Annotated in this window: 22 protein-coding genes; 19 read left to right on the forward strand and 3 right to left on the reverse strand. The window is 62.5% G+C overall.

From position 1 onward, the window contains the following. Entirely contained in the window at positions 1-936 is a 936-nt protein-coding gene (gene gshB, locus ABM428_RS03395) for a glutathione synthase (RefSeq protein WP_132997531.1), read from the forward strand. Continuing rightward, on the forward strand, positions 933-1850 hold the full coding sequence (locus tag ABM428_RS03400) for an alpha/beta hydrolase (protein ID WP_353628168.1): 918 nt from the start codon (positions 933-935) through the stop codon (positions 1848-1850). Before gshB ends, ABM428_RS03400 begins: the two co-directional genes overlap by 4 nt. Here the strand turns inward: ABM428_RS03400 and ABM428_RS03405 are convergent. Further along, positions 1816-3330 carry a YifB family Mg chelatase-like AAA ATPase gene (locus ABM428_RS03405; protein ID WP_353628169.1) on the reverse strand — a complete coding sequence of 505 codons (1515 nt, stop codon included), beginning with the start codon at positions 3328-3330 and terminating at the stop codon, positions 1816-1818. The two genes, ABM428_RS03400 and ABM428_RS03405, sit on opposite strands and share 35 nt — an antisense overlap. A 120-nt stretch (positions 3331-3450) precedes the next feature. Continuing rightward, the gene (locus tag ABM428_RS03410; protein WP_064216353.1) at positions 3451-4032 is read right to left on the reverse strand and encodes a histidine phosphatase family protein; all 582 of its coding nucleotides are present in this window, start codon (positions 4030-4032) and stop codon (positions 3451-3453) included. 172 nt (positions 4033-4204) lie between these two features. Here ABM428_RS03410 and ABM428_RS03415 point away from each other — a divergent pair, with 172 nt between their 5' ends. The 8 genes from ABM428_RS03415 to ABM428_RS03450 all read left to right on the forward strand — a co-directional run bounded on the left by ABM428_RS03415 (position 4205) and on the right by ABM428_RS03450 (position 11660). After that, positions 4205-5092, forward strand: coding sequence for an RNA polymerase factor sigma-32 (locus ABM428_RS03415; RefSeq protein WP_005851286.1), 888 nt, complete (start codon positions 4205-4207; stop codon positions 5090-5092). A gap of 107 nt (positions 5093-5199) precedes the next feature. Beyond that, positions 5200-6393 (forward strand): bifunctional phosphopantothenoylcysteine decarboxylase/phosphopantothenate--cysteine ligase CoaBC, encoded by a 1194-nt coding sequence (gene coaBC / locus ABM428_RS03420; RefSeq protein ID WP_132997577.1) that lies wholly within the window; start codon positions 5200-5202, stop codon positions 6391-6393. A gap of 64 nt (positions 6394-6457) precedes the next feature. After that, positions 6458-6907 carry a dUTP diphosphatase gene (gene dut, locus ABM428_RS03425; RefSeq protein WP_037944894.1) on the forward strand — a complete coding sequence of 150 codons (450 nt, stop codon included), beginning with the start codon at positions 6458-6460 and terminating at the stop codon, positions 6905-6907. A gap of 99 nt (positions 6908-7006) precedes the next feature. Next, positions 7007-7816 (forward strand): phosphonate ABC transporter ATP-binding protein, encoded by an 810-nt coding sequence (gene phnC / locus ABM428_RS03430; protein ID WP_037943147.1) that lies wholly within the window; start codon positions 7007-7009, stop codon positions 7814-7816. A 67-nt stretch (positions 7817-7883) separates the two neighbouring features. Continuing rightward, the gene (gene phnD, locus ABM428_RS03435; RefSeq protein WP_353628170.1) at positions 7884-8795 is read left to right on the forward strand and encodes a phosphonate ABC transporter substrate-binding protein; all 912 of its coding nucleotides are present in this window, start codon (positions 7884-7886) and stop codon (positions 8793-8795) included. Between the two features lie 71 nt (positions 8796-8866). Further along, entirely contained in the window at positions 8867-9751 is an 885-nt protein-coding gene (phnE, locus tag ABM428_RS03440; protein ID WP_005851294.1) for a phosphonate ABC transporter, permease protein PhnE, read from the forward strand. Then, on the forward strand, positions 9748-11046 hold the full coding sequence (gene phnE / locus ABM428_RS03445; protein ID WP_064216357.1) for a phosphonate ABC transporter, permease protein PhnE: 1299 nt from the start codon (positions 9748-9750) through the stop codon (positions 11044-11046). The genes phnE (ABM428_RS03440) and phnE (ABM428_RS03445) overlap by 4 nt, the downstream gene beginning before the upstream one ends. Beyond that, positions 11046-11660, forward strand: coding sequence for a chloramphenicol acetyltransferase (locus tag ABM428_RS03450; RefSeq protein ID WP_005851298.1), 615 nt, complete (start codon positions 11046-11048; stop codon positions 11658-11660). The genes phnE (ABM428_RS03445) and ABM428_RS03450 overlap by 1 nt, the downstream gene beginning before the upstream one ends. Before the next feature lie 12 nt (positions 11661-11672). Here ABM428_RS03450 and phnF read toward each other — a convergent pair whose 3' ends face one another. Beyond that, entirely contained in the window at positions 11673-12386 is a 714-nt protein-coding gene (phnF, locus tag ABM428_RS03455) for a phosphonate metabolism transcriptional regulator PhnF (protein ID WP_005851300.1), read from the reverse strand. Positions 12387-12488: 102 nt separating this feature from the next. On the opposite strand from phnF, the gene phnG reads away from it, so the two are divergent. The 9 genes from phnG to ABM428_RS03500 all read left to right on the forward strand — a co-directional run bounded on the left by phnG (position 12489) and on the right by ABM428_RS03500 (position 19916). Further along, positions 12489-12944, forward strand: a complete 456-nt coding sequence (gene phnG / locus ABM428_RS03460; protein ID WP_037965149.1) for a phosphonate C-P lyase system protein PhnG — start codon at positions 12489-12491, stop codon at positions 12942-12944. After that, entirely contained in the window at positions 12944-13504 is a 561-nt protein-coding gene (phnH, locus tag ABM428_RS03465) for a phosphonate C-P lyase system protein PhnH (RefSeq protein WP_168592787.1), read from the forward strand. Before phnG ends, phnH begins: the two co-directional genes overlap by 1 nt. Beyond that, on the forward strand, positions 13504-14652 hold the full coding sequence (locus ABM428_RS03470; protein WP_353628171.1) for a carbon-phosphorus lyase complex subunit PhnI: 1149 nt from the start codon (positions 13504-13506) through the stop codon (positions 14650-14652). Before phnH ends, ABM428_RS03470 begins: the two co-directional genes overlap by 1 nt. After that, a complete protein-coding gene (locus tag ABM428_RS03475; RefSeq protein ID WP_353628172.1) occupies positions 14649-15518 on the forward strand; it encodes an alpha-D-ribose 1-methylphosphonate 5-phosphate C-P-lyase PhnJ in 870 nt (289 codons plus the stop codon). Before ABM428_RS03470 ends, ABM428_RS03475 begins: the two co-directional genes overlap by 4 nt. Then, the gene (gene phnK / locus ABM428_RS03480) at positions 15515-16285 is read left to right on the forward strand and encodes a phosphonate C-P lyase system protein PhnK (protein ID WP_132997539.1); all 771 of its coding nucleotides are present in this window, start codon (positions 15515-15517) and stop codon (positions 16283-16285) included. The genes ABM428_RS03475 and phnK overlap by 4 nt, the downstream gene beginning before the upstream one ends. 5 nt (positions 16286-16290) lie before the next feature. Continuing rightward, complete coding sequence (gene phnL, locus ABM428_RS03485) at positions 16291-16974, forward strand: phosphonate C-P lyase system protein PhnL (RefSeq protein ID WP_037954574.1); 684 nt, start codon at positions 16291-16293, stop codon at positions 16972-16974. Next, positions 16971-17546, forward strand: coding sequence for a phosphonate metabolism protein/1,5-bisphosphokinase (PRPP-forming) PhnN (phnN, locus tag ABM428_RS03490; protein ID WP_009825974.1), 576 nt, complete (start codon positions 16971-16973; stop codon positions 17544-17546). Before phnL ends, phnN begins: the two co-directional genes overlap by 4 nt. Continuing rightward, the gene (locus ABM428_RS03495; protein WP_353628173.1) at positions 17543-18685 is read left to right on the forward strand and encodes an alpha-D-ribose 1-methylphosphonate 5-triphosphate diphosphatase; all 1143 of its coding nucleotides are present in this window, start codon (positions 17543-17545) and stop codon (positions 18683-18685) included. Before phnN ends, ABM428_RS03495 begins: the two co-directional genes overlap by 4 nt. A 181-nt stretch (positions 18686-18866) precedes the next feature. After that, positions 18867-19916: a molybdopterin-synthase adenylyltransferase MoeB gene (locus tag ABM428_RS03500; RefSeq protein WP_353628174.1), complete on the forward strand. Its 1050-nt coding sequence runs from the start codon at positions 18867-18869 to the stop codon at positions 19914-19916. Positions 19917-19947 lie beyond the last annotated feature (31 nt).

Raw genomic sequence — 19947 nt, forward strand, 5'->3', positions numbered from 1 at the left:
ATGAAAATCGCCTTTCAGATGGACCCGATCGGGGACGTGAACATCAACGCGGACAGCAGCTTTCGCCTGGCCGAGGAAGCACAGGCGCGCGGGCACGCGCTTTTCTACTACACCCCCGATCACCTCGCCTATCAAGAGGGGCGTATAACCGCACGGGGTCATGATCTGACCGTGCAGAGGGTGCAGGGCGATCACGCCACCTTGGGGCCTGAACGCGAGGTTGATCTGGCGGATTTCGACGTAGTCTGGCTGCGGCAGGACCCGCCGTTCGACATGCATTACATCACCTCGACCCATTTGCTGGACCGTCTGAAAAAGACAACACTGGTGGTGAATGACCCGTTCTGGGTGCGGAACTACCCCGAAAAACTGTTGGTGCTCGATTTCCCGGAGCTGACCCCGCCCACCACAATCGCCCGTGATCTGGACACGATCAAAGCGTTCAAGGCGAAACATAAGGATGTCATCCTCAAGCCGCTATACGGGAACGGGGGCGCGGGGGTCTTCCGTCTGGACACGAATGATCGCAACCTCAGCTCTTTGCACGAACTGTTCACCGGTTTCTCGCGCGAGCCGTTGATCGTACAGAAATTCCTGCCGGCTGTGTCCAAGGGCGACAAACGGGTGATTCTCGTGGATGGCGAACCCGTCGGGGCCATCAACCGCGTCCCGGCAGAGGGGGAAACCCGGTCGAACATGCATGTGGGCGGCCGCCCCGAGAAGGTCGGCCTGACAGAGCGTGACCTTGAAATTTGCGCCGCCATCGGCCCGTTGCTACGTGAGAAGGGGCAGATTTTCGTCGGCATCGATGTCATTGGCGACTATCTGACAGAGATCAACGTGACCTCTCCCACGGGTATACAAGAACTGGAACGTTTCGACGGCACCAATATCGCGGCCAAGATATGGGAAGCGATCGAGCGTAAGCGCGCATGAGCTTGCTGCGCCCTCTGCTGAACGGCTATTTACGTTTGGTAGAGAAGCGCAAGCTGGCGCGCACGCGCGATGTGCACAAGATACGTCGTGATTTCGCGAAAACCGCGCGGCTGCTGTTTCGCGCACCGCGCGGCACCCAGATCACCCGCAGCCGCTTGGTTGGCGCGGGCGAGGTTCTGCGGGTGACCCCTGCGCAGACACGCTCTGATCTGGTGGTATTTTACATTCATGGGGGCGGTTTCGTGTTTGGCAGCCCCGATACCCACGGCGCGATGCTGGGGGCCTTGGCGCAGCGTCTGGGGGCTGTGGCGGTATTGCCCTATTACCGTCTTGCCCCCGAAGCGCCGTTTCCCGCCGCAATCGAAGATGTCGCCGCGACCTATCAGGCATTGCTCGACAGCGGTGTGTCGGCGCAGAATATCATTGTCGGCGGCGATAGCGCGGGCGGCGCGCTGGCGTTCAATCTGCTTAGCCGGCTTTGTGCGGGCAGTGGCCCCCTGCCGCGCGCGCTTTTTGCCTTTTCACCGCTGACCGATTTTCTGCACGAGGGGGCCAGCTTTCGCGAGAATGCGGCACGAGAGGCCGTATTACCCGCCGCTCAGGCCGGTCTTATGGCAGAGATGTATCTGGCAGGTGCCGACCCCCGAGATCCCGATATAAGCCCCTTGCTTGCGAGCTATCCGGAGGCGCCGCCAGTCTGGATCACCGTCGGGTCCACAGAGATTTTACGCGATGACGCGCGCCGGATGGCAGCGCATTTGCGGGATCAAGGTGTTAGCGCGTCGTTGGAAGAGGAGCATGACCTGCCCCACGTTTGGCCGATCTTCCACAATACCCTGCCCGAAGCGCGGGTCACGTTGGACGCATTGGCGGCCTGGATCACGCAAGTGCCACCGACGGCAACCGAAAGCTGAGCGCTTCGGCCAGATGCGGTTTGCGCACGTCGCCAGCCCCTTCCAGATCCGCGATGGTGCGCGCCACACGCAATACCCTGTGATACCCACGCGCCGATAGGTGAAACCGCTCTGCCGCGCGGGACAGCAGCTGCCGCGCCTCCGTATCCGGGGCGGCGATCTGTTCCAACAGGTCCCCTTCGGCATCTGCGTTTAGGGCTGCTGTGGGATGGTCGGCAAAGCGGTCGTGCTGGCGGCGGCGCGCGGCTTGCACCCTTTGGGCGACTTCCGCCGAGCCTTCCGCACTGGGGGGCAGGTCGAGGTCGGTATAGCCCACGGGCGGCACATCTATGCGCAGGTCGAAGCGGTCGCGCAGCGGGCCCGAGACGCGGTTCATATAATCCTCTCCGCAAGCGGGGGCTTTGCTGCATGCGCGGGACGGATCGCTAAGATAGCCGCATTTGCAGGGGTTCGCTGCGGCGACGAGCATGAATTTGCACGGGTATTTCACATGCGCATTGGCGCGGGCGATCATCACCTCGCCCGTCTCGACGGGTTGGCGCAGGGTTTCGAGCACGGTGCGCGGGAATTCGGGGAATTCATCCATGAACAGCACGCCGTTATGGGCAAGGCTGACCTCCCCCGGTTTGGCCAGTCGCCCGCCGCCAATGATCGCCGCCATAGACGCCGTGTGGTGCGGTTCGCGGAACGGGCGCAGACGCGAGATGCCGCCGTCATCCAGAAGCCCGGCAAGAGAGTGGATCATAGAGGTGCTGAGCGCCTCTTGTGGGGTCAGCGGGGGGAGGATGGAGGGCAAACGCGCCGCTAGCATGGATTTACCCGAGCCGGGCGTGCCGACAAACATCAGGTGATGACGTCCCGCGGCCGCGATTTCCAAGGCGCGTTTGGCGCGTTCCTGACCTTTGACATCACGCAGGTCATGCTGGCTGGGGCTTTGAGAGACTTCGCCCGGTGTGGCAGGCGGCAGCGGGGTTTGGCCGGTATAATGCCGCACCACCGCGCCGAGGCTAGAAGCCGCGATCACCTGCGCATTGCCGACCCATGCCGCTTCGGCACCAGAGGCAGCGGGGCACAGCAGGCTACGCCCGTTTTCCGCCGCAGCCATCGCCGCAGGCAGTGCGCCGATCACGGGGATCAGGCTCCCGTCCAGCGACAGTTCGCCCAAGGCGACGGTGCTTTGGATGACATCATTCGGCAGGATATCGATTGCCCCCAGCAGGGCCAGCGCGATCGGCAGGTCGAAATGGCTGCCTTCTTTGGGCAGGTCGGCAGGGCTGAGGTTGATCGTGATCCGTTTGCTGGGCAGGGCGATGGCCATCGCACCAAGCGCGGCGCGGACCCTTTCGCGCGCTTCTGACACCGCTTTGTCGGGCAGGCCCACGATTGAAAAGGCGGGCATACCGGCGGAGAGCGCGCATTGCACCTCGACGATGCGCGCGTCGATGCCCTGGAATGCGACCGTATATGCCCGTGCGACCATTCTACCCCTGATGCCTTGCGATACCTCAGGGGTAGGGCGGGGGTGTTTAATTAGCGTTAACGAACGTGGGAAGCGCGGGATTTGAGTTTAATTGGCAAAATGAAGGTAGGGGCGGGGCCGTCAGACCTGATGGTTGATGGTGCCGATGTCCCACCCCTGCGGGGTGATGTGGATATCCGTGACCGATAGGTTGTCGATCTTATGGGCCATCGCGGCATGGGCATCCACGCCAAGCGCGCGCTGGACCTGTGTCAGGATCACGCCGAAATGCGCCACGGCGATGATGTCTGTGTTCGGATGGGCCTGTGTGATCCGGTCAACGGCGGCGTTGATCCGGCGGGCCGCGTCGTTCCAGCTTTCGCCCTCGGGAGCGGCGATGTCACCCGGGGTGGTCCAATAGGCGCGGCTGAGCTCGGGGTGGCTTTGCGATACATCGCGGGCGTGCATGCCGTCCCACAGCCCGAAGTCAAGCTCGCGCAGGTCGCGGTCATGGGGCAGGCGCAGGCGGCTGGCAGAGGCCAGCGTATCGGCGGTGGCAGAAGCGCGGATGAGGTCCGAGGATACCATCACGGCCCTCTGCGGGAGATGCGCGTTGAGCCGACCGAGCTGTGCGACATCGGACAGATCGGCAGGGACATCGCGCCAGCCGACAAAGTTTTTCTCGTGGGTCGGGCCGTGGCGCACCCAATGCCAGATAGTCATGATCAGCGCGCCTTATTCGCCCAGTGGTTTGCGATTTATTTAGCGTCATTGTCACAAAGTCAAAGCAAGCTGCGCGGAAAAAAGCCGATTCTTTTTTGATTCCGCGTGAACCAACTGGCGGTTTTCCGCGTTTAGATGAAAAGGCGCAGACAGATGTGCCTCAATAGTAGGGATGGACATCATGACGCTGGCGCAATCACGTGAATTTTCTTTGACCCGCACCGCAATGAAAGCAGAGCTTTTAGATGCGGAGACAGAGCTGAAGCTTGCCTATGCCTGGCGGGACGAACGCGACGAGGAAGCGCTGCACCGGCTGATCACAGCTTATATGCGTCTAGCTATCTCGATGGCGGGTAAATTCAAGCGATATGGCGCGTCGATGAATGATCTGATCCAAGAGGCCGGATTGGGCCTGATGAAAGCTGCCGACAAGTTCGACCCCGACCGCGGGGTGCGCTTTTCTACTTATGCCGTCTGGTGGATCAAGGCGAGCATTCAGGATCACGTCATGCGCAACTGGTCAATGGTGCGCACCGGCTCTACGTCCTCTCAGAAATCGCTGTTCTTCAACATGCGCCGTGTACAGGCACGCCTTGAGCGCGAGGCCCAGGCCGCGGGCGAGACCTTGGACAAGCATCAGCTGCGTCAGATGATCTCTACCGAGATTGGCGTCCCGATGCATGACGTCGAGATGATGGAGGGGCGCCTGTCCGGCTCTGACTTTTCGTTGAACGCGACGCAATCGGCAGAGGACGAGGGTCGCGAGTGGATCGACGCGCTGGTCGATGACAGTGCGCAGGCCGCCGAACGTGTCGAGGAAAGCCACGACACGCTGACGCTGCGCAGCTGGCTGTTGTCGGCGATGCAGGCCCTGAACGAACGCGAACAATTCATTGTGCGCGAACGCAAGCTGCGCGATCAGCCACGCACGCTTGAAAGTCTGGGTGCAGAGCTGAGCCTGTCGAAAGAACGCGTGCGCCAGCTGGAGGCCGCGGCCTTTGGCAAGATGCGCAAAACGCTTGAGACACAATCCTCCGAAGTGCGCCACTTCCTGATGTGACCCCCCTGGTATGATCCCGCGGTCTGCCCGCTCTGCCGCAGGAACGGGCTGGCGGAAAATGAACCGCCCCCCTATGGTCGGGACGAACACCGACGACGGGGGCGATCATGCTGGCTGGCAAACATATTCTGCTGATAATCGGGGGCGGCATTGCCGCTTTCAAATCCCTTGATCTGATCCGCCGCCTGCGCGAACGCGGGGCCACTGTGACGCCCGTGCTGACCCGCGCGGGCGAAGAGTTTGTAACGCCTTTGTCTGTTTCGGCGTTGGCGGGGCAGAAGCTGTATCGCGACTTGTTCGATCTGGGCGACGAGGCCGAGATGGGACATATCCAGCTCAGCCGTGTCGCGGATCTGGTTGTGGTGGCCCCTGCCACGGCGGATCTGATGGCCAAGATGGCGAGCGGTGTGGCGAATGATCTGGCCTCTACCCTATTGTTGGCGACAGATACGCCGGTGCTGATTGCGCCGGCGATGAACGTGCGCATGTGGGACCACCCCGCGACGCAACGCAACCTTGCGACCCTGCGCGGTGATGGCATCCATGTGGTCGGCCCAAATGATGGTGATATGGCCTGCGGGGAATTCGGCCCCGGACGCATGTCTGAACCGCTTGAGATCGTCGCGGCGGTCGAGGCGCAGCTGGCCGATGGTCCGCTAAAGGGGCGACGTATTCTGGTGACCTCCGGCCCGACGCATGAGCCGATTGATCCTGTGCGCTATATCGCGAACCGGTCCTCGGGCGCGCAGGGCACCGCTATTGCGCGCGCGTTGGCGGCGTTGGGGGCTCAGGTGATCTTTGTCACTGGCCCTGCCGACGTGCCCCCGCCCGACGGGGTAGAGGTGATCCGCGTGCAAACGGCGCAGCAGATGCAGGAGGCGGTAGAGGCAGCCTTGCCCGCCGACGCAGGCGTTTTTGCCGCGGCGGTGGCGGATTGGCGCATGGCCAGCGCCAGTGATCGAAAGCTCAAGAAATCGAAAGACGGGCCGCCGGTACTGAGCTTTGCGGAAAATCCCGATATTCTGAAAACCGTCAGCGCGGCGGGGGTGCGGCGGCCCAAGCTGGTCGTGGGCTTTGCTGCGGAGACGAATGACGTCGTTGAAAACGCCACGGCGAAACGGCTGCGCAAAGGCTGCGACTGGATCGTTGCGAATGATGTCTCACCGGCGACAGGCATTATGGGCGGGGCGGAAAATGCTGTGACCCTGATCACGGATGCGGGTGCCGAAAGCTGGCCGCGCATGGGCAAGGATCAGGTGGCACAGCAGTTGGCCGCGCGCATTGCAGAGGTGTTGAGCTAGAGTTTTCTTGCCTTCGGCGAGGATTTAAAACCATTTGGAAAGCGCGCGTGCGGTGGAGCGGATGATGAGCGAGATCAAATTCAAACGGGTCAGCGGCAATGATGATCTGCCGCTGCCGTCCTATGCCACTGCCGGGGCGGCGGGGATGGATTTGCGGGCCTTTCTGCCCGACGGGCCGATGGAATTTGTGAAAGGGCAGATCAGTCTGATCTCTATCGGGTTCTCGGTCGAGCTGCCGCGCGGGACAGAGATGCAGATCCGGCCACGGTCGGGCCTGGCGTTGAAGCACGGGTTTCTGATTCCCAATGCGCCCGGCACGGTGGATGAGGATTACCGCGGCGTGGTGATGGTCGGGCTGTACTATGTAGGGGATGCGCCTTTCGTTATCCGGCACGGGGATAGGATCGCACAGGCTGTTATTGCGCAGGTTCAACAATACGTCTGTGTCGAGGTCGATGCCTTGTCCGATACCACGCGCGGGGACGGCGGATTCGGCTCTACCGGCCTGAAATAGACGAGGATCGTGAAAGGTTCCGCTGTCGTGAAACTTTCATAAAGCTGAAACGAATGTGAATTAATGCCGCCCTAGGTTCCCCGAAAAAAGGGGAACCGAATGCTTCAGCTTCAAGCCGTCACAAAAACATTTGGCGCGAATACGGCCGTTCACGCGGCGAGCTTTTCCGTCGACCGCCCGATGATGATTGGCATCATTGGCAGTTCCGGTGCCGGTAAGTCGACGCTGCTGCGGATGATGAATTGCCTGACCCCCGCCAGTTCGGGCGAGATTCTGGTCAACGGGCGCGACATCACCAAGCTGCGCGGGGCGGAGAAGCGCGATTGGCAATCCCATTGCGCGATGATCTTTCAGCAGTTCAATCTGGTGCCGCGTCTGGATGTGGTGTCGAACGTGCTGCATGGCACGTTGAACCGCCGGTCGACATTGGCGACGATGTTCAACCTCTACCCCGAAGGCGACATCATCCGCGCCATCGATATTCTGGATCGTCTGGGCATTGCCGAGCACGCTCCCAAACGCGCCGAGGCCCTGTCGGGCGGTCAGCAGCAACGTGTCGCCATTGCGCGCGCACTGATGCAGGACCCCACGATTATTCTGGCCGATGAACCCATTGCCTCGCTTGATCCGATGAACGCACAGCTGGTGATGCAGGCGCTGCGGGATATCCACGAACAGGACGGGCGCATGGTGATCGCGAACCTGCACACGCTGGACACCGCGCGTCGCTATTGCGACCGCGTGATCGGCATGCGGCAGGGGCGGATCGTGTTTGACGGCACACCCGCGCAGCTGACCACCGGTGTGGCGCGCGACATTTACGGGGCGGATGCCAGCTTTTCCGAAGCGACGACATCGACCCAGATCGAAACGCTGTCCGCCCGTCCCGAAACGGTGGCGGCGCAATAACCCCAATTATCTTTTCATCCCCAGCCTCCGATCCTCGGGGGCCTATCTGCAAAAAGAGAGACGACCGATGAACAAACTACTTGCTGCTGCTTTCGCGACGACCGCCCTTGCGACGGGTGCTGTGGCCCAAACCGAAGCCATTTCCGAATTCCGCATCGGTATTCTGGGCGGCGAGAACGCGCAGGACCGGATGAATTCGAACGAATGTATGCGCGCCATGACCGAGGATGCCTTGGGCGTCCCGACCAAGCTGTTCGCCCCTGCCGATTATAACGGCGTTATCCAGGGTCTGCTGGGTGGCACGCTGGATATGGCATGGTTGGGTGCTTCCGCCTATGCCGCGGTGTATCTGCAAGACGCCGAAGCGGTCGAGCCCGTGCTGGTGAAAATCAACGTGGACGGGTCCTATGGCTACCACTCCATCGGGTTTGCCCGCGCCGACAGCGGCATCACCAAGCTTGAAGACGTCAAGGGCAAGGTCTTTGGTTTCGGTGACCCGAACTCCACCTCGGGCTATCTGATCCCGTCGATCGAGATCCCCCAGATGGGCGAAGAGATCACCATGGAGTCCGGCGCGTATTTTGGCGAAGTCAAGTTCACCGGCGGTCACGAGCAGACCATCGTCGCGGTCAACAATGGCGACATCGATGCAGGCGTGACCTGGGCTGATGGTCAGGGCAACTGGGAAGACGGCTACAACTCCGGCGCGCTGCGCAAGGCCGTGGACGCAGGCCTGGTCGATATGAACGATCTGGTGGAAATCTGGCGCTCCAAGCCGATCCCTGAAGGCCCCGTCGTGCTGCGCACCAGCCTGCCTCAGGACGTCAAAGACAAGATGACCGCGCTGGTCGACAACCTGTACGAGAACGACCCCGACTGCGCCTATGGCGTGGCGGCGGGCGACAGCCTTGGGTTCGATCCGATTACCCATGACGCCTATGTGTCGATCATCGAAGCCCGCAAGGCAAAATCGAATTGATCCAAGTGATTTAAGCACTGTCGCTGGCTCCGATCCGCATCGGGGCCAGCATTTTTACGTAAGGGCTTCCCATGACCGCGACATCGCAAACCGACCCCGACCTGGCAGGGATCCAGGAAAACTATCTGGCACTGGCCCGATCAAAACGCTGGATGAATCTGGTGCTGCTGATCCTTTTCGTAGCGCTGCTGGTGGGTGGATTTAACACCGCAGGCAACCGCAATGCGGGCGGGTTCTGGGACGGCTTGCCGAATATTCTGGATTTCCCCGCCGATGTGATCGGCGAAGCGATAGAACGCGGGCACCTGCTGCCCGGCTATATGGCGAAATACCTGCCCTCGCTGATAGAGACGGTGAATATCGCCGCTGCCTCGACCCTGCTGGGGGCGATGGTCGGGCTGTTCTTGTCGCTGATGGTCACGCGCGGGTTGGCCCCGGTGCCGTGGCTCGTGGGCCCTTTGCGCCGCGTATTGGATCTGCTGCGTGCCATACCCGAGATTGTCATCGCGCTGGTGCTGATCTTTCTGCTGGGGGGCGGGCCAGTGCCTGCGATGATCGCCATCGCGCTGCATACCATCGGTGCCTTGGGCAAATTGTTCTCGGAGGTGAATGAAAACGCATCGCTCAAACCGGTAGAGGGGCTTGCCTCTGTCGGGGCGGGGTGGAGCCAGCGCATGTGGCTTGGCGTGATCCCGCAGGTGGCCCCGAACTACATCAGCTATGCGCTCCTGCGGTTCGAGATCAACATCCGCGCCTCTGCGATCCTTGGCTTCGTCGGGGCAGGGGGCATCGGCTATGACCTGCGCAACACCATGAGCTGGGGGCAGGGCAAATTCGACGAGGCCGCTGCCATCTTCCTGCTGCTGTTCCTGACGATTGTGATCGTCGACCAGCTTTCTTCTGTTTTCCGTAACCGTCTGACCCACGGCCTGCCGAGCGCAAAGGTGACCCTATGACCGCGACCGCCCTTCACACCCAGACGATGGTCCATTTCTCGCGCAAGCGGATGGCTGCGCTGGCGCTGCCCGTGATCGTTCTGGCCTATTTCGTCTATATCTTCTTTGCCTTCGATATTCCGGGGCTGGGGGATCGGATCAACGTGGGCAATGCCCGCACGCTGGTGGCCGATGCCTATAGCTACAAGACCCATGTCACGCAGGACAACCGCGACGGCGCGTTTTCCGTCGCGATCGAAGGCGAGCGTAAGGGCGCATATGAAGCCGGCACGGCCCCCGATTGGGTCACGTTGGGGGATCGCCCTGTCGCGGATCTGGGGGGCGGGCATATCGTGACCTTTGGCCCGCAGGTCAGCTATGACATCCCGGGCTATGGCACGGTCGTGGCCGAGCCGGGGCAGCGCGGCGTTCAGGCGACATTCCCGCCCGGCGATGTGCCTGACTATATCAGCGCGTCCAAAAACCGCGTGATGATCAACACGGAGGCAGGGCGGCTGACGATCACCCGCAACCGCACCGAGGTGTTCAAATACGACTACGGGTGGGAGCTGTTCTTTTTCACGCTCGACAGCCCCTATCACGGGCTGGGCCCGGTCGCGCTGATGGGCCGCGCGTTCAGCGGTGAAGCGGGCGCGATCTTCCATGACTTCTGGACCAACCGCATGTGGCGGCACAGTGATGTGGCCTGGGCGCTTTACGAGACTTTGCTGATGGCCTTTCTGGGCACCTTCGGCGCGGCGATCATCGCCCTGCCGCTGGGGTTTCTTGCGGCCAAGAACTTTACCCCGCTGCGGTCCTTGCGCTTTGCCGCGCGGCGGATGTTCGATTTCCTGCGCGGTGTTGACGGGCTGATCTGGACCATCGTCCTGTCGCGCGCCTTCGGGCCGGGGCCGCTGACCGGAGCCTTGGCGATCCTGCTGACCGATACGGGGTCTTTCGGCAAGATGTTCTCGGAAGCGCTGGAGAATGTGGACGGCAAACAGATCGAAGGTATCGCCTCTACCGGGGCCAAGCCGCTGCAACGCTACCGTTTTGGGGTGCTGCCGCAGATCGTGCCCGTGCTGCTCAGCCAAGTCCTCTATTTCCTTGAATCCAACACCCGCTCTGCGACGATCATCGGGGCGATCACCGGCGGCGGCATCGGTCTGCTGCTGACGCAGGCAATTGCCACCCAGAAGGACTGGGAAGAGGTGACCTATTATATCGTGCTGATCGTGCTCATGGTCATGGCGATGGACAGTTTCTCGGGCTGGCTGCGCCGCAAGCTGATCAACGGTGACGAGGGCGGTCACTGATGCCGCGCCTGACTGCCGACAGCCCCTTCATCCACCCCGACTGCGAGATCAAAGATGCCACATTCGGAGCCTATACAGAGGTCGGGCGCGGGTCGCGGATCGCCCACAGCCAGCTTGGCGATTACAGCTATTGCGACCGCTACGCCGACATTGCCAACACCACCGTGGGCAAATTCTCGAACATCGCGGCCTATGTACGGATCGGGGCCACAGACCACCCGATGGAAAAAGCCAGCCTGCATCACTTTCACTACCGCGCGGGCGACTACTTTGACGGCGCGGCTGACGATGACGCTTGGTTCGCACACCGTCGCAGCCGGCGCGTTACCCTTGGTCATGACACATGGCTTGGCAATGGCGCACAGGTGCGGCCAGAGGTAACGATCGGCCACGGCGCGGTCGTCGCGGGTGGGGCCATCGTGACCAAGGATGTCGCCCCCTATATGATCGTCGCGGGTATTCCCGCGGTGCCGCTGCGGGCGCGGTTCAGCGCGGGCATCGCTGACCGGATGATGGCGCTGGCATGGTGGGACTGGCCCCATGACGCCTTGCACCGCGCGCTGGATGATTTCCGCACGCTGTCAGCTGAGGCATTTCTGGAGCGCTACGAATAACGCCTCGGGATTTCAGGTATCTGCCAGTGTCAGGGTCACCTTGTCCCCCGCAAACCACGTGCGTCCGTATTCCAGCGGTTGCCCTTGATCATCCACATTCAGGTTGATCGTGCGCAAGATCGGCGCGCCCTCGGCCACGCGCAGATGCAGCGCCTGGGTGGCGCTGGCGAGCTTGGCGTTGATGCGGGTTGATGCGCGGGTATAATCCGTCACGCCCCCGAGCCGCAGCGCCGCCGTCACCGATTGCGCCTGTTCAAGATGCGCCAGCATGTCGGGGAAGCGCGCGGCGGAGAAGACGCTGCGAAACAGCGCGATCACCTGACCGTCGGCAAAGGACAGCCCCTCGCAGACCTGCACTTGTGCGTTCTGCGCCAGCGCAAGTGCGTCGCTTTCTTCGGGGCGCGCGGTGCGGGTTTCCAACGTCAGGAACTCCTTGCTTGGCATCCGCCCCTGCGCCGACAGGTTCTGGTGAAACCGCACGCGGCGGCCGATGGGGTAATCGGTGGGCGTCGAGGTCACGAACACCCCCGCACCGCGCCGCGGCAACACCAGCCCTTCGCCCGCCAGCGCCTTGATCGCGTGCCGCACCGTATGCCGGTTCACCCCGAACCGCGCCGCCAGCGCGCTTTCGGTCGGCAGCTTGTCGTCGGGGCCATAGACACCGGCTGCGATGTCGCTGCGCAGGCTATGGGCGATGGCGGTCCAGATCGGGGTGCGTTGGGGCATGTCACAAATATTTCGCAAAAGGAGGGCTTGGCGCTGCTCGGCGTCACAGGTAGTATTTGTCTAGTTGTATAGACAACTCGAAAAGGTGTCTAGATGAATATGATGAACTCAGAAATCGACCCTCATGCGCCTCGTAAGGCATGGTTGGGTCTGCTTGCCAAATCCCCCGCCGCCGAGGTCGCGCGCCTTTGGGCTGCCTATGGCACCCACCCTGATCACAGCATTCTGCGCGCGCCGGAAATCGGCGGCGTAATGGTGCGCGGTCGGGCAGGGGCCGTCGGTGCCGCGTTCAACCTTGGCGAAATGTCCGTCACCCGTGCGTCAGTCAAACTGGGCTGCGGTACGGTGGGTCACGGCTATGTGCAGGGCCGCAGCAAGGACCACGCGCTGCAGACGGCGCTGATTGACGCGCTGATGCAAACCGACGCGGCAGCGCAGGTAGAGACCGCGATCCTCGCGCCCCTGCGCAAGGGGCGTGACACGGCCAAGGCCACCCGCGCGGCCAAGGCGGCGGCGACCAAGGTGGATTTCTTTACGATGGTACGAGGGGAAGACTGATGCAGACCCATGCTTTGGAGGGCGGCTTTACCGACGCCCCGATCGACGCCGCCTGCGCCTTTCGCGGGCTGATGACCGCGATGGCGCGCCCGGGGACGATCTGTGACGTCTCTGGGGCCACGCCGCCCGCCCCGCTTGGCGCGGCCGCGGGCACCGCGATCCTGACGCTATGTGATCCCGATACGCCAATCTATCTCGGCACCGCTTGTGACACCCAGGATGTGCGCGATTGGATCACCTTTCAGACCGGCGCGCCCTTTGTGCCACCCGCACAGGCGATGTTTGCCGTCGGGGCTTGGGATGATCTCCCGCTCTCCGAATTTGCCATCGGCACTGCCGAATATCCCGACCGCTCGGCGACGGTGGTTGTCGAGATGCCTGACCTTACGTCTCTGGGTGCGACCCTAAGCGGGCCGGGCATCAAGGATACCGCCAACCTGTCGCTGCCGGATACTGCCGCGTTCCAACGCAACGCCGCGCTGTTCCCGCTGGGGCTGGATTTCATTTTCACCTGCGCAAACCGGCTTGCCGCGCTGCCGCGCACGACGAGGGTCCGCTGATGTATGTTGCTGTCAAAGGGGGCGAACGCGCCATCGACAACGCCCATGCCTGGCTGGCCGAGGAACGGCGCGGGGACCGTGATGTGGCGGAACTGGGGGTAGACCAGATTCGCGAGCAGATGACGCTCGCCGTTAATCGGGTGATGGCGGAAGGGTCGCTGTATGATCCCGACCTCGCCGCGCTGGCGATCAAACAATCGCGTGGTGATCTGATAGAAGCGATCTTTCTGATCCGCGCCTACCGTACCACGCTGCCGCGTTTTGGTGGCTCTAACCCGGTGGATACGGCCACCATGGCCTGCGACCGCCGCGTGTCTGCCACGTTCAAGGATGCACCCGGTGGGCAAGTGCTGGGGCCAACATTTGACTACACCCACCGTCTGCTGGACTTCAAACTCGCCGCCGATGGCGAGTTTGGCGAGATGCCGCAAACAGAGCCTAATGCAGGCGAAACGCCGCATATCATGGGGTTCCTTGATCGCGAGGATCTGATCCAGTCGGAACCCGCTGGGGCGGACACACCGGACGATCTGACCCGCAGCCCGCTGGAGCTTCCGGCGAGCCGTGCCCTGCGTTTGCAGGCTCTAACACGGGGGGATGAGGGGTTTATCCTTGGCATGGCGTATTCCACCCAACGGGGCTATGCGCGCAACCACGCCTTTGTGGCTGAGCTGCGCATCGGTGCGGTCGCGGTCGAGATGGAGATCCCCGAGCTCGGCTTTGCCATCGACATCGGCGAGATCACCCTGACCGAATGCGAAACCGTCAACCAGTTCAAAGGCTCGAAAACCGAACCGCCGCAATTCACGCGTGGCTACGGGCTGGTCTTCGGGATGACGGAGCGCAAAGCGATCTCTATGGCGCTGGTCGACCGCGCGTTGCGCTGGAAAGAACTGGGCGAGGATAACCTAGGTGCCCCCGCGCAGGACGAGGAATTCGTGCTGTATCACGCCGACAACATCCAGGCGACGGGGTTTCTGGAGCATATCAAACTGCCTCACTACGTCGACTTCCAATCCGAACTGGAGCTGATCCGCAAACTGCGCCGCGAGGCACAGGCATCAGAGCAGGCGGCGGGACAGACCGAGGGGGAGGGCCCCTCCGGGGGGAGTTTAAAGGGCAAAATGAAGGAAGGGGTGGCGTCATGAGCGACTATAACTTCGCCTATCTGGACGAGCAGACCAAACGCATGATCCGCCGCGCTATACTGAAAGGATTGGCGATACCGGGGTATCAGGTGCCTTTTGCCAGCCGCGAGATGCCGATGCCCTACGGCTGGGGCACGGGCGGTGTGCAGGTTTCGGCAGCGGTACTGACGCCCGAGGACCGGTTCAAGGTGATCGATCAGGGCGCCGATGATACGACCAATGCAGTCTCTATCAGGCGGTTTTTCGAGAAAACGGCGGGTGTCGCCGTGGCCGAGGCCACCACAGAGGCCAGCGTTATCCAGACCCGTCACCGCATCCCCGAAACACCCCTGCGCGAAGACCAGATCCTTGTCTATCAGGTGCCGATCCCCGAACCCCTGCGGTTTCTTGAACCGTCAGAGGTCGAGACACGCAAGATGCACAGCCTTGAGGAATACGGATTGATGCACGTGAAACTTTACGAAGACATCAGCCAGCACGGCGCGATTGCCACGGCCTATGCCTATCCGGTGAAGGTCGAGGGGCGCTATGTCATGGACCCGTCCCCGATCCCCAAGTTCGATAACCCCAAGCTCGAGATGGCCGGTATCCAACTGTTCGGCGCAGGCCGCGAACAGCGCATCTATGCGGTGCCGCCCTATACGCAGGTGGTCAGTCTGGACTTTGACGATTATCCGTTCGAGCCGACCAAGGCGGATCATGCCTGTGACCTATGCGGCGCGACGGACAGCTATCTGGACGAGCTGATCATGGATGACGCCGGCGGGCGGATGTTCATGTGTTCGGATACGGATTACTGCGGCGCGCGGCGTGCGGCGGGGCATCTGGGGGCGCAGGGCGCCCCCTTGGCGGAGGACGCGGCATGACCCCTTTGTTGCAAGTGGAAGGCATCGCCAAGATGTATGGCGCGCGGATCGGCTGCACCGACGTGTCGTTTGATCTTTATCCGGGCGAGGTGATGGGCATCGTCGGGGAAAGCGGGTCGGGCAAGTCGACGCTTCTGAACTGTCTGGCTGGGCATTTGCAGCCCGACGCCGGGGCCGTCCGTTTCGACACCCGCGCCGAGGGTTTGCGCGATACGGTCATGATGCGCGAGCCTGAACGCCGCATGTTGTCGCGCACCGACTGGGCCTTTGTGCATCAGCACGCCCGCGACGGGCTGCGCATGAATGTCAGCGCAGGCGGCAATGTGGGCGAGCGGCTGATGGCCGTGAACGCCCGCCATTATGGCGACATCCGCGACAAGGCGATCGACTGGCTGGGCCGCGTCGAGATCAGCGCCGACCGGATTGATGACCGGCCCACGGCGTTCTCTGGCGGGATGCAACAGCGTTTGCAGATCGCGCGCAATCTGGTGACAGGCCCGCGGTTGGTGTTCATGGATGAACCCACCGGCGGTCTGGATGTCAGCGTGCAGGCACGGTTGTTGGACCTGCTGCGGGGGCTCGTGCGCGAGATGGGGCTGAGCGCCATAATCGTCACCCATGATCTGGCTGTGGTGCGTTTGCTGGCCGACCGGCTGATGGTCATGAAAGACGGCCATGTGATCGAAAGCGGGCTGACCGATCAGGTGCTCGACGATCCGCAGCATGCCTATACGCAGCTTCTTGTTTCCTCTGTCCTACAGGTATGAACCCGATGATTACTGTTGAAAACGTGTCGAAATCTTTTGTGTTGCACAATCAGGGGGCTGCCGAAATCTCTGTTATGGCGGGGGCGTCGCTGTCGGTGGCACAGGGGGAGTGTATCGCTTTGGTCGGGGCCTCGGGCGCAGGTAAATCGACCCTGATGCGGATGATTTACGGCAATTACCTGACCCAGTCGGGGCGCATTATGGTGGGCGATCTGGATGTCGTGACCGCGGCACCAAGGCAGGTGATCCAGCTGCGCCGCACCACATTGGGCTATGTCAGCCAGTTCCTGCGGGTTGTGCCACGGGTATCGACGCTGGACGTGGTGGCAGAGCCGCTGATGGCCACCGGATCTGATCGCGCCAGTGCCGAAGCGCAGGCGAAAACCCTTTTGCAGAGACTGAATATACCCGAACGTCTGTGGCAGCTGAGCCCCACGACCTTCTCGGGCGGAGAGCAGCAGCGCGTCAATATCGCACGTGGTTTTGCCTATCCCTATCCCGCGCTATTGCTGGATGAACCGACCGCCAGCCTTGATCCCGTGAACCGCGCCACCGTGCTAAAGATGATCGCCGAGGCGAAGGCGCGTGGCGCTGCCATCATCGGGATTTTCCACGACCACGCCGCGCGCGACGAAATTTGCGACCGGCAGTTTGACGTGACCCGGTTCACCCCGGGGCTGGCCGCATGACGGGGCGGTTCATTGCAGTCGTCGGGCCTTCTGGTGTGGGGAAAGACAGCGTGATGGAGGGGTTGGCCGCGGCGGACCCGTCGCTTTGCCTTGCGCGGCGCGTGATCTCGCGGCCCGCAACCCTTGGCGGAGAAGCGTTCGACGGCGTGTCGGAACGTGCCTTCAGGAAGGCAGAGGATGACGGCGCGTTTATCCTCAGCTGGCATGCGCATGGTTGGCACTACGGCATTCCGCAGTCCGTCGCGCTTGAGGTGGCGCAGGGGCGTGATGTGCTGGTGAACCTGTCACGGGCCGTCCTGCCACAGGCACAGGCCCTCTTTGCGCGGTTTTGCGTGATTTTGCTGCGAGCGGATCATGACATCCTCGCCGCGCGTCTGACGGCGCGCAACCGCGAGGACGCCGCCGAGATAGAGCGCCGCCTGGCCCGTGCGGATTTCGCCATGCCTCTCGGTATTCCCCATCAGGTGATCGACAACAGCGGCCCCTTGGCGCAGACCATTGCCACGATACGCCAGCACCTTTCCCAGACAGCCTGCGACGCTGGCCAGTCCAATCAGAAGATGATGCCATGACCCAAGAGACAATTTTCGCCAACGCCCGCCTGATCCTGCGGGATCGCGTAGAGACCGGAACGCTCCGCATCGCAGGCGGGGTGATTACCGACATCGATTTCGGCACCGCCGTGCCCAAAGGCGCGCAGGACATGCAGGGCGACTACATCGCGCCCGGTCTGGTCGAACTGCACACCGATAATCTGGAACGGCATATGTCGCCGCGCCCCAAGGTCGACTGGCCACACCGCGCGGCCATCCTCGCCCATGACCGTGAACTGGCGGGCACCGGCATCACCACCGTGTTCGATGCGATCCGCGTCGGGTCCATGATCTCGGCCGAGCACCAGTACCAGAGATATGCACGCGGCATGGTCGATACCATTCTGGCGATGCGCGCCGCCGGAGCCCTGCGGATCAGCCACCACATCCACCTGCGGGCCGAGATCTGTTCGGAAACGCTGGCCGAAGAGCTGGCCGAATTCGGCCCAGAGGATCGCGTTGGCATCGTCTCGATGATGGACCACACGCCGGGTCAGCGACAGTTCCGCGATCTGTCGAAATTCGAGGCCTACGTGCGCGGCAAACACAGCTTTGATGCCGCCGCCTTCCAGCGTCATGTGGACACTCTGTACGATGTGCAAAAGCAATATGGCAAAACCCACGAGGCCGCGACCGTTGCGGCAGCCACCCGATATGGCGCAGCGCTTGCCAGCCACGACGACACCACCGCAGAGCAGGTCGAGACGAGCCACCGCTACGGCGTCCGGCTTGCCGAGTTTCCCACCACGATCGAGGCGGCGCATAGCTGTCATGCCAATGGGATCGCGACCATCATGGGCGCGCCCAACGTCATTCGCGGCGGGTCGCATTCGGGCAATGTCGCCGCCCTTGATCTGGCGAAGGCGGACCGGCTGGATATCCTGTCGTCCGACTACGTGCCCGCGGGCCTGTTGATCGCGGCATTGCAACTGGGGGATCTGTGGGGGAATCTGGCGCGCGGGCTGGCGACGGTCACCCACGCGCCTGCACAAAGCGTCGGGCTGACGGACCGCGGCACGATCAAGGTCGGCGCACGCGGCGATGTGATCCGGTTTGCGCGGCTCGACGGCTTGCCGATCCTGCGCGAGACATGGGTCGAAGGGCAGCGCGTCTTTTGACCTGATGCAGCGGCGCGACGCTTGCGGCGCTCTGGCGGGCAGGGCGTAGCTTTGGGGTTGGTGTCGGCGGAAAAATGCTTAGGTTGCCGCTTTAGGGTCTGAACACCCGGAAACAAAGCGGGGGCCTTATGCGCCAATCATTCATGCAACCACATCCCCATGTCACCGGGGGAGGCGTCTGATGCTGTTGGTGCTGGGACTGGCCGCGTTGATCTGGGGCGCGGGGGCCGCGTTCGGCCAGCCGCGCGAACGGCGCATCGTGGTGTTGGGAATGCTGTTTGGTCTGGTGATCGGGTTGAACCTCTTGCTGCCCCAAGCGCACCCCTTGCGCGTGGCGACGGGTGGCTCGGCAGCCCCCTGGCTGCTGCTGACGGGATTTCTGCTGCTGATCTTTGGCTATAGCTGGGTGTTGAACCGCCTGCGCGCCCGCGCCGAACCGGTGGCCGTACCGACGCCCGCCGCGCAAACTGGCACATTCTCGGAAACGGAGCTGAACCGCTATGCCCGCCACATCGTGCTGCGCGAGGTCGGCGGACCGGGCCAAAAGGCGCTAAAGCAGGCGCGGGTGCTGGTCATTGGCGCGGGTGGGCTTGGCGCGCCGGTGCTGCAATATCTGACGGCGGCCGGTGTCGGCACGATTGGTGTGATCGATGACGATGTGGTCGAGAATGCCAATCTGCAACGGCAAGTGATCCACAAGGACAGCGCCATCGGCACGCCCAAGGTCTTTTCAGCGCAGGCCGAGATGGAGGCGCAGAACCCTTTTGTCACCGTGCGCCCCTATCACCGCCGCCTGACGGAAGACATCGCGGCAGAGCTTTTCGCCGACTACGATCTGGTGCTGGACGGCACGGATAATTTCGACACGCGCTATCTGGTGAACCGCACCTGTGTCGCCGCCGGTTTGCCGCTGATCTCGGGGGCGCTGTCGCAATGGGAAGGACAACTGAGCATCTTTGACCCCTCCAAGGGCGCGCCGTGCTACCAGTGCATTTTCCCGCAGGCCCCGGCGGCCCATCTTGCCCCCAGCTGTGCGCAAGCCGGGGTGATCGGCCCCTTGCCCGGCGTGATCGGCGCGATGATGGCATCCGAGGCGATCAAGCTGATCACCGGTGCCGGTGCGCCGCTGCGTGGTCAAATGCTGATGTATGATGCGCTCTACGGCGAGAACCGCGTGATCGGCGTCTCCAAACGGGACGACTGTCCGATCTGCGGGAACGCGGGCGACTAGACGACCCGTCATGGCGGCTTGGTGCGCGGGT

Origin of the sequence: Sulfitobacter sp. TCYB15, from assembly GCF_040435955.1 — a bacterium.
In the GTDB taxonomy this organism is placed as follows: Bacteria; Pseudomonadota; Alphaproteobacteria; order Rhodobacterales; family Rhodobacteraceae; genus Sulfitobacter; species Sulfitobacter pontiacus.

Bases quoted from the DNA above. Each gene is read 5' to 3' on its own strand.
- ABM428_RS03470 (WP_353628171.1), top strand. From the start codon at position 13,504: ATGTATGTTGCTGTCAAAGGGGGCGAACGCGCCATCGACAACGCCCAT.
- phnF (WP_005851300.1), bottom strand. From the start codon at position 12,386: ATGCCCCAACGCACCCCGATCTGGACCGCCATCGCCCATAGCCTGCGC.
- phnC (WP_037943147.1), top strand. From the start codon at position 7,007: ATGCTTCAGCTTCAAGCCGTCACAAAAACATTTGGCGCGAATACGGCC.
- ABM428_RS03415 (WP_005851286.1), top strand. From the start codon at position 4,205: ATGGACATCATGACGCTGGCGCAATCACGTGAATTTTCTTTGACCCGC.
- ABM428_RS03500 (WP_353628174.1), top strand. From the start codon at position 18,867: ATGCTGTTGGTGCTGGGACTGGCCGCGTTGATCTGGGGCGCGGGGGCC.
- gshB (WP_132997531.1), top strand. From the start codon at position 1: ATGAAAATCGCCTTTCAGATGGACCCGATCGGGGACGTGAACATCAAC.
- phnH (WP_168592787.1), top strand. From the start codon at position 12,944: ATGCAGACCCATGCTTTGGAGGGCGGCTTTACCGACGCCCCGATCGAC.
- ABM428_RS03410 (WP_064216353.1), bottom strand. From the start codon at position 4,032: ATGACTATCTGGCATTGGGTGCGCCACGGCCCGACCCACGAGAAAAAC.
- coaBC (WP_132997577.1), top strand. From the start codon at position 5,200: ATGCTGGCTGGCAAACATATTCTGCTGATAATCGGGGGCGGCATTGCC.
- ABM428_RS03400 (WP_353628168.1), top strand. From the start codon at position 933: ATGAGCTTGCTGCGCCCTCTGCTGAACGGCTATTTACGTTTGGTAGAG.
- ABM428_RS03475 (WP_353628172.1), top strand. From the start codon at position 14,649: ATGAGCGACTATAACTTCGCCTATCTGGACGAGCAGACCAAACGCATG.
- ABM428_RS03405 (WP_353628169.1), bottom strand. From the start codon at position 3,330: ATGGTCGCACGGGCATATACGGTCGCATTCCAGGGCATCGACGCGCGC.
- dut (WP_037944894.1), top strand. From the start codon at position 6,458: ATGAGCGAGATCAAATTCAAACGGGTCAGCGGCAATGATGATCTGCCG.
- phnN (WP_009825974.1), top strand. From the start codon at position 16,971: ATGACGGGGCGGTTCATTGCAGTCGTCGGGCCTTCTGGTGTGGGGAAA.
- phnG (WP_037965149.1), top strand. From the start codon at position 12,489: ATGAACTCAGAAATCGACCCTCATGCGCCTCGTAAGGCATGGTTGGGT.
- phnE (WP_005851294.1), top strand. From the start codon at position 8,867: ATGACCGCGACATCGCAAACCGACCCCGACCTGGCAGGGATCCAGGAA.
- ABM428_RS03495 (WP_353628173.1), top strand. From the start codon at position 17,543: ATGACCCAAGAGACAATTTTCGCCAACGCCCGCCTGATCCTGCGGGAT.
- ABM428_RS03450 (WP_005851298.1), top strand. From the start codon at position 11,046: ATGCCGCGCCTGACTGCCGACAGCCCCTTCATCCACCCCGACTGCGAG.
- phnE (WP_064216357.1), top strand. From the start codon at position 9,748: ATGACCGCGACCGCCCTTCACACCCAGACGATGGTCCATTTCTCGCGC.
- phnL (WP_037954574.1), top strand. From the start codon at position 16,291: ATGATTACTGTTGAAAACGTGTCGAAATCTTTTGTGTTGCACAATCAG.
- phnK (WP_132997539.1), top strand. From the start codon at position 15,515: ATGACCCCTTTGTTGCAAGTGGAAGGCATCGCCAAGATGTATGGCGCG.
- phnD (WP_353628170.1), top strand. From the start codon at position 7,884: ATGAACAAACTACTTGCTGCTGCTTTCGCGACGACCGCCCTTGCGACG.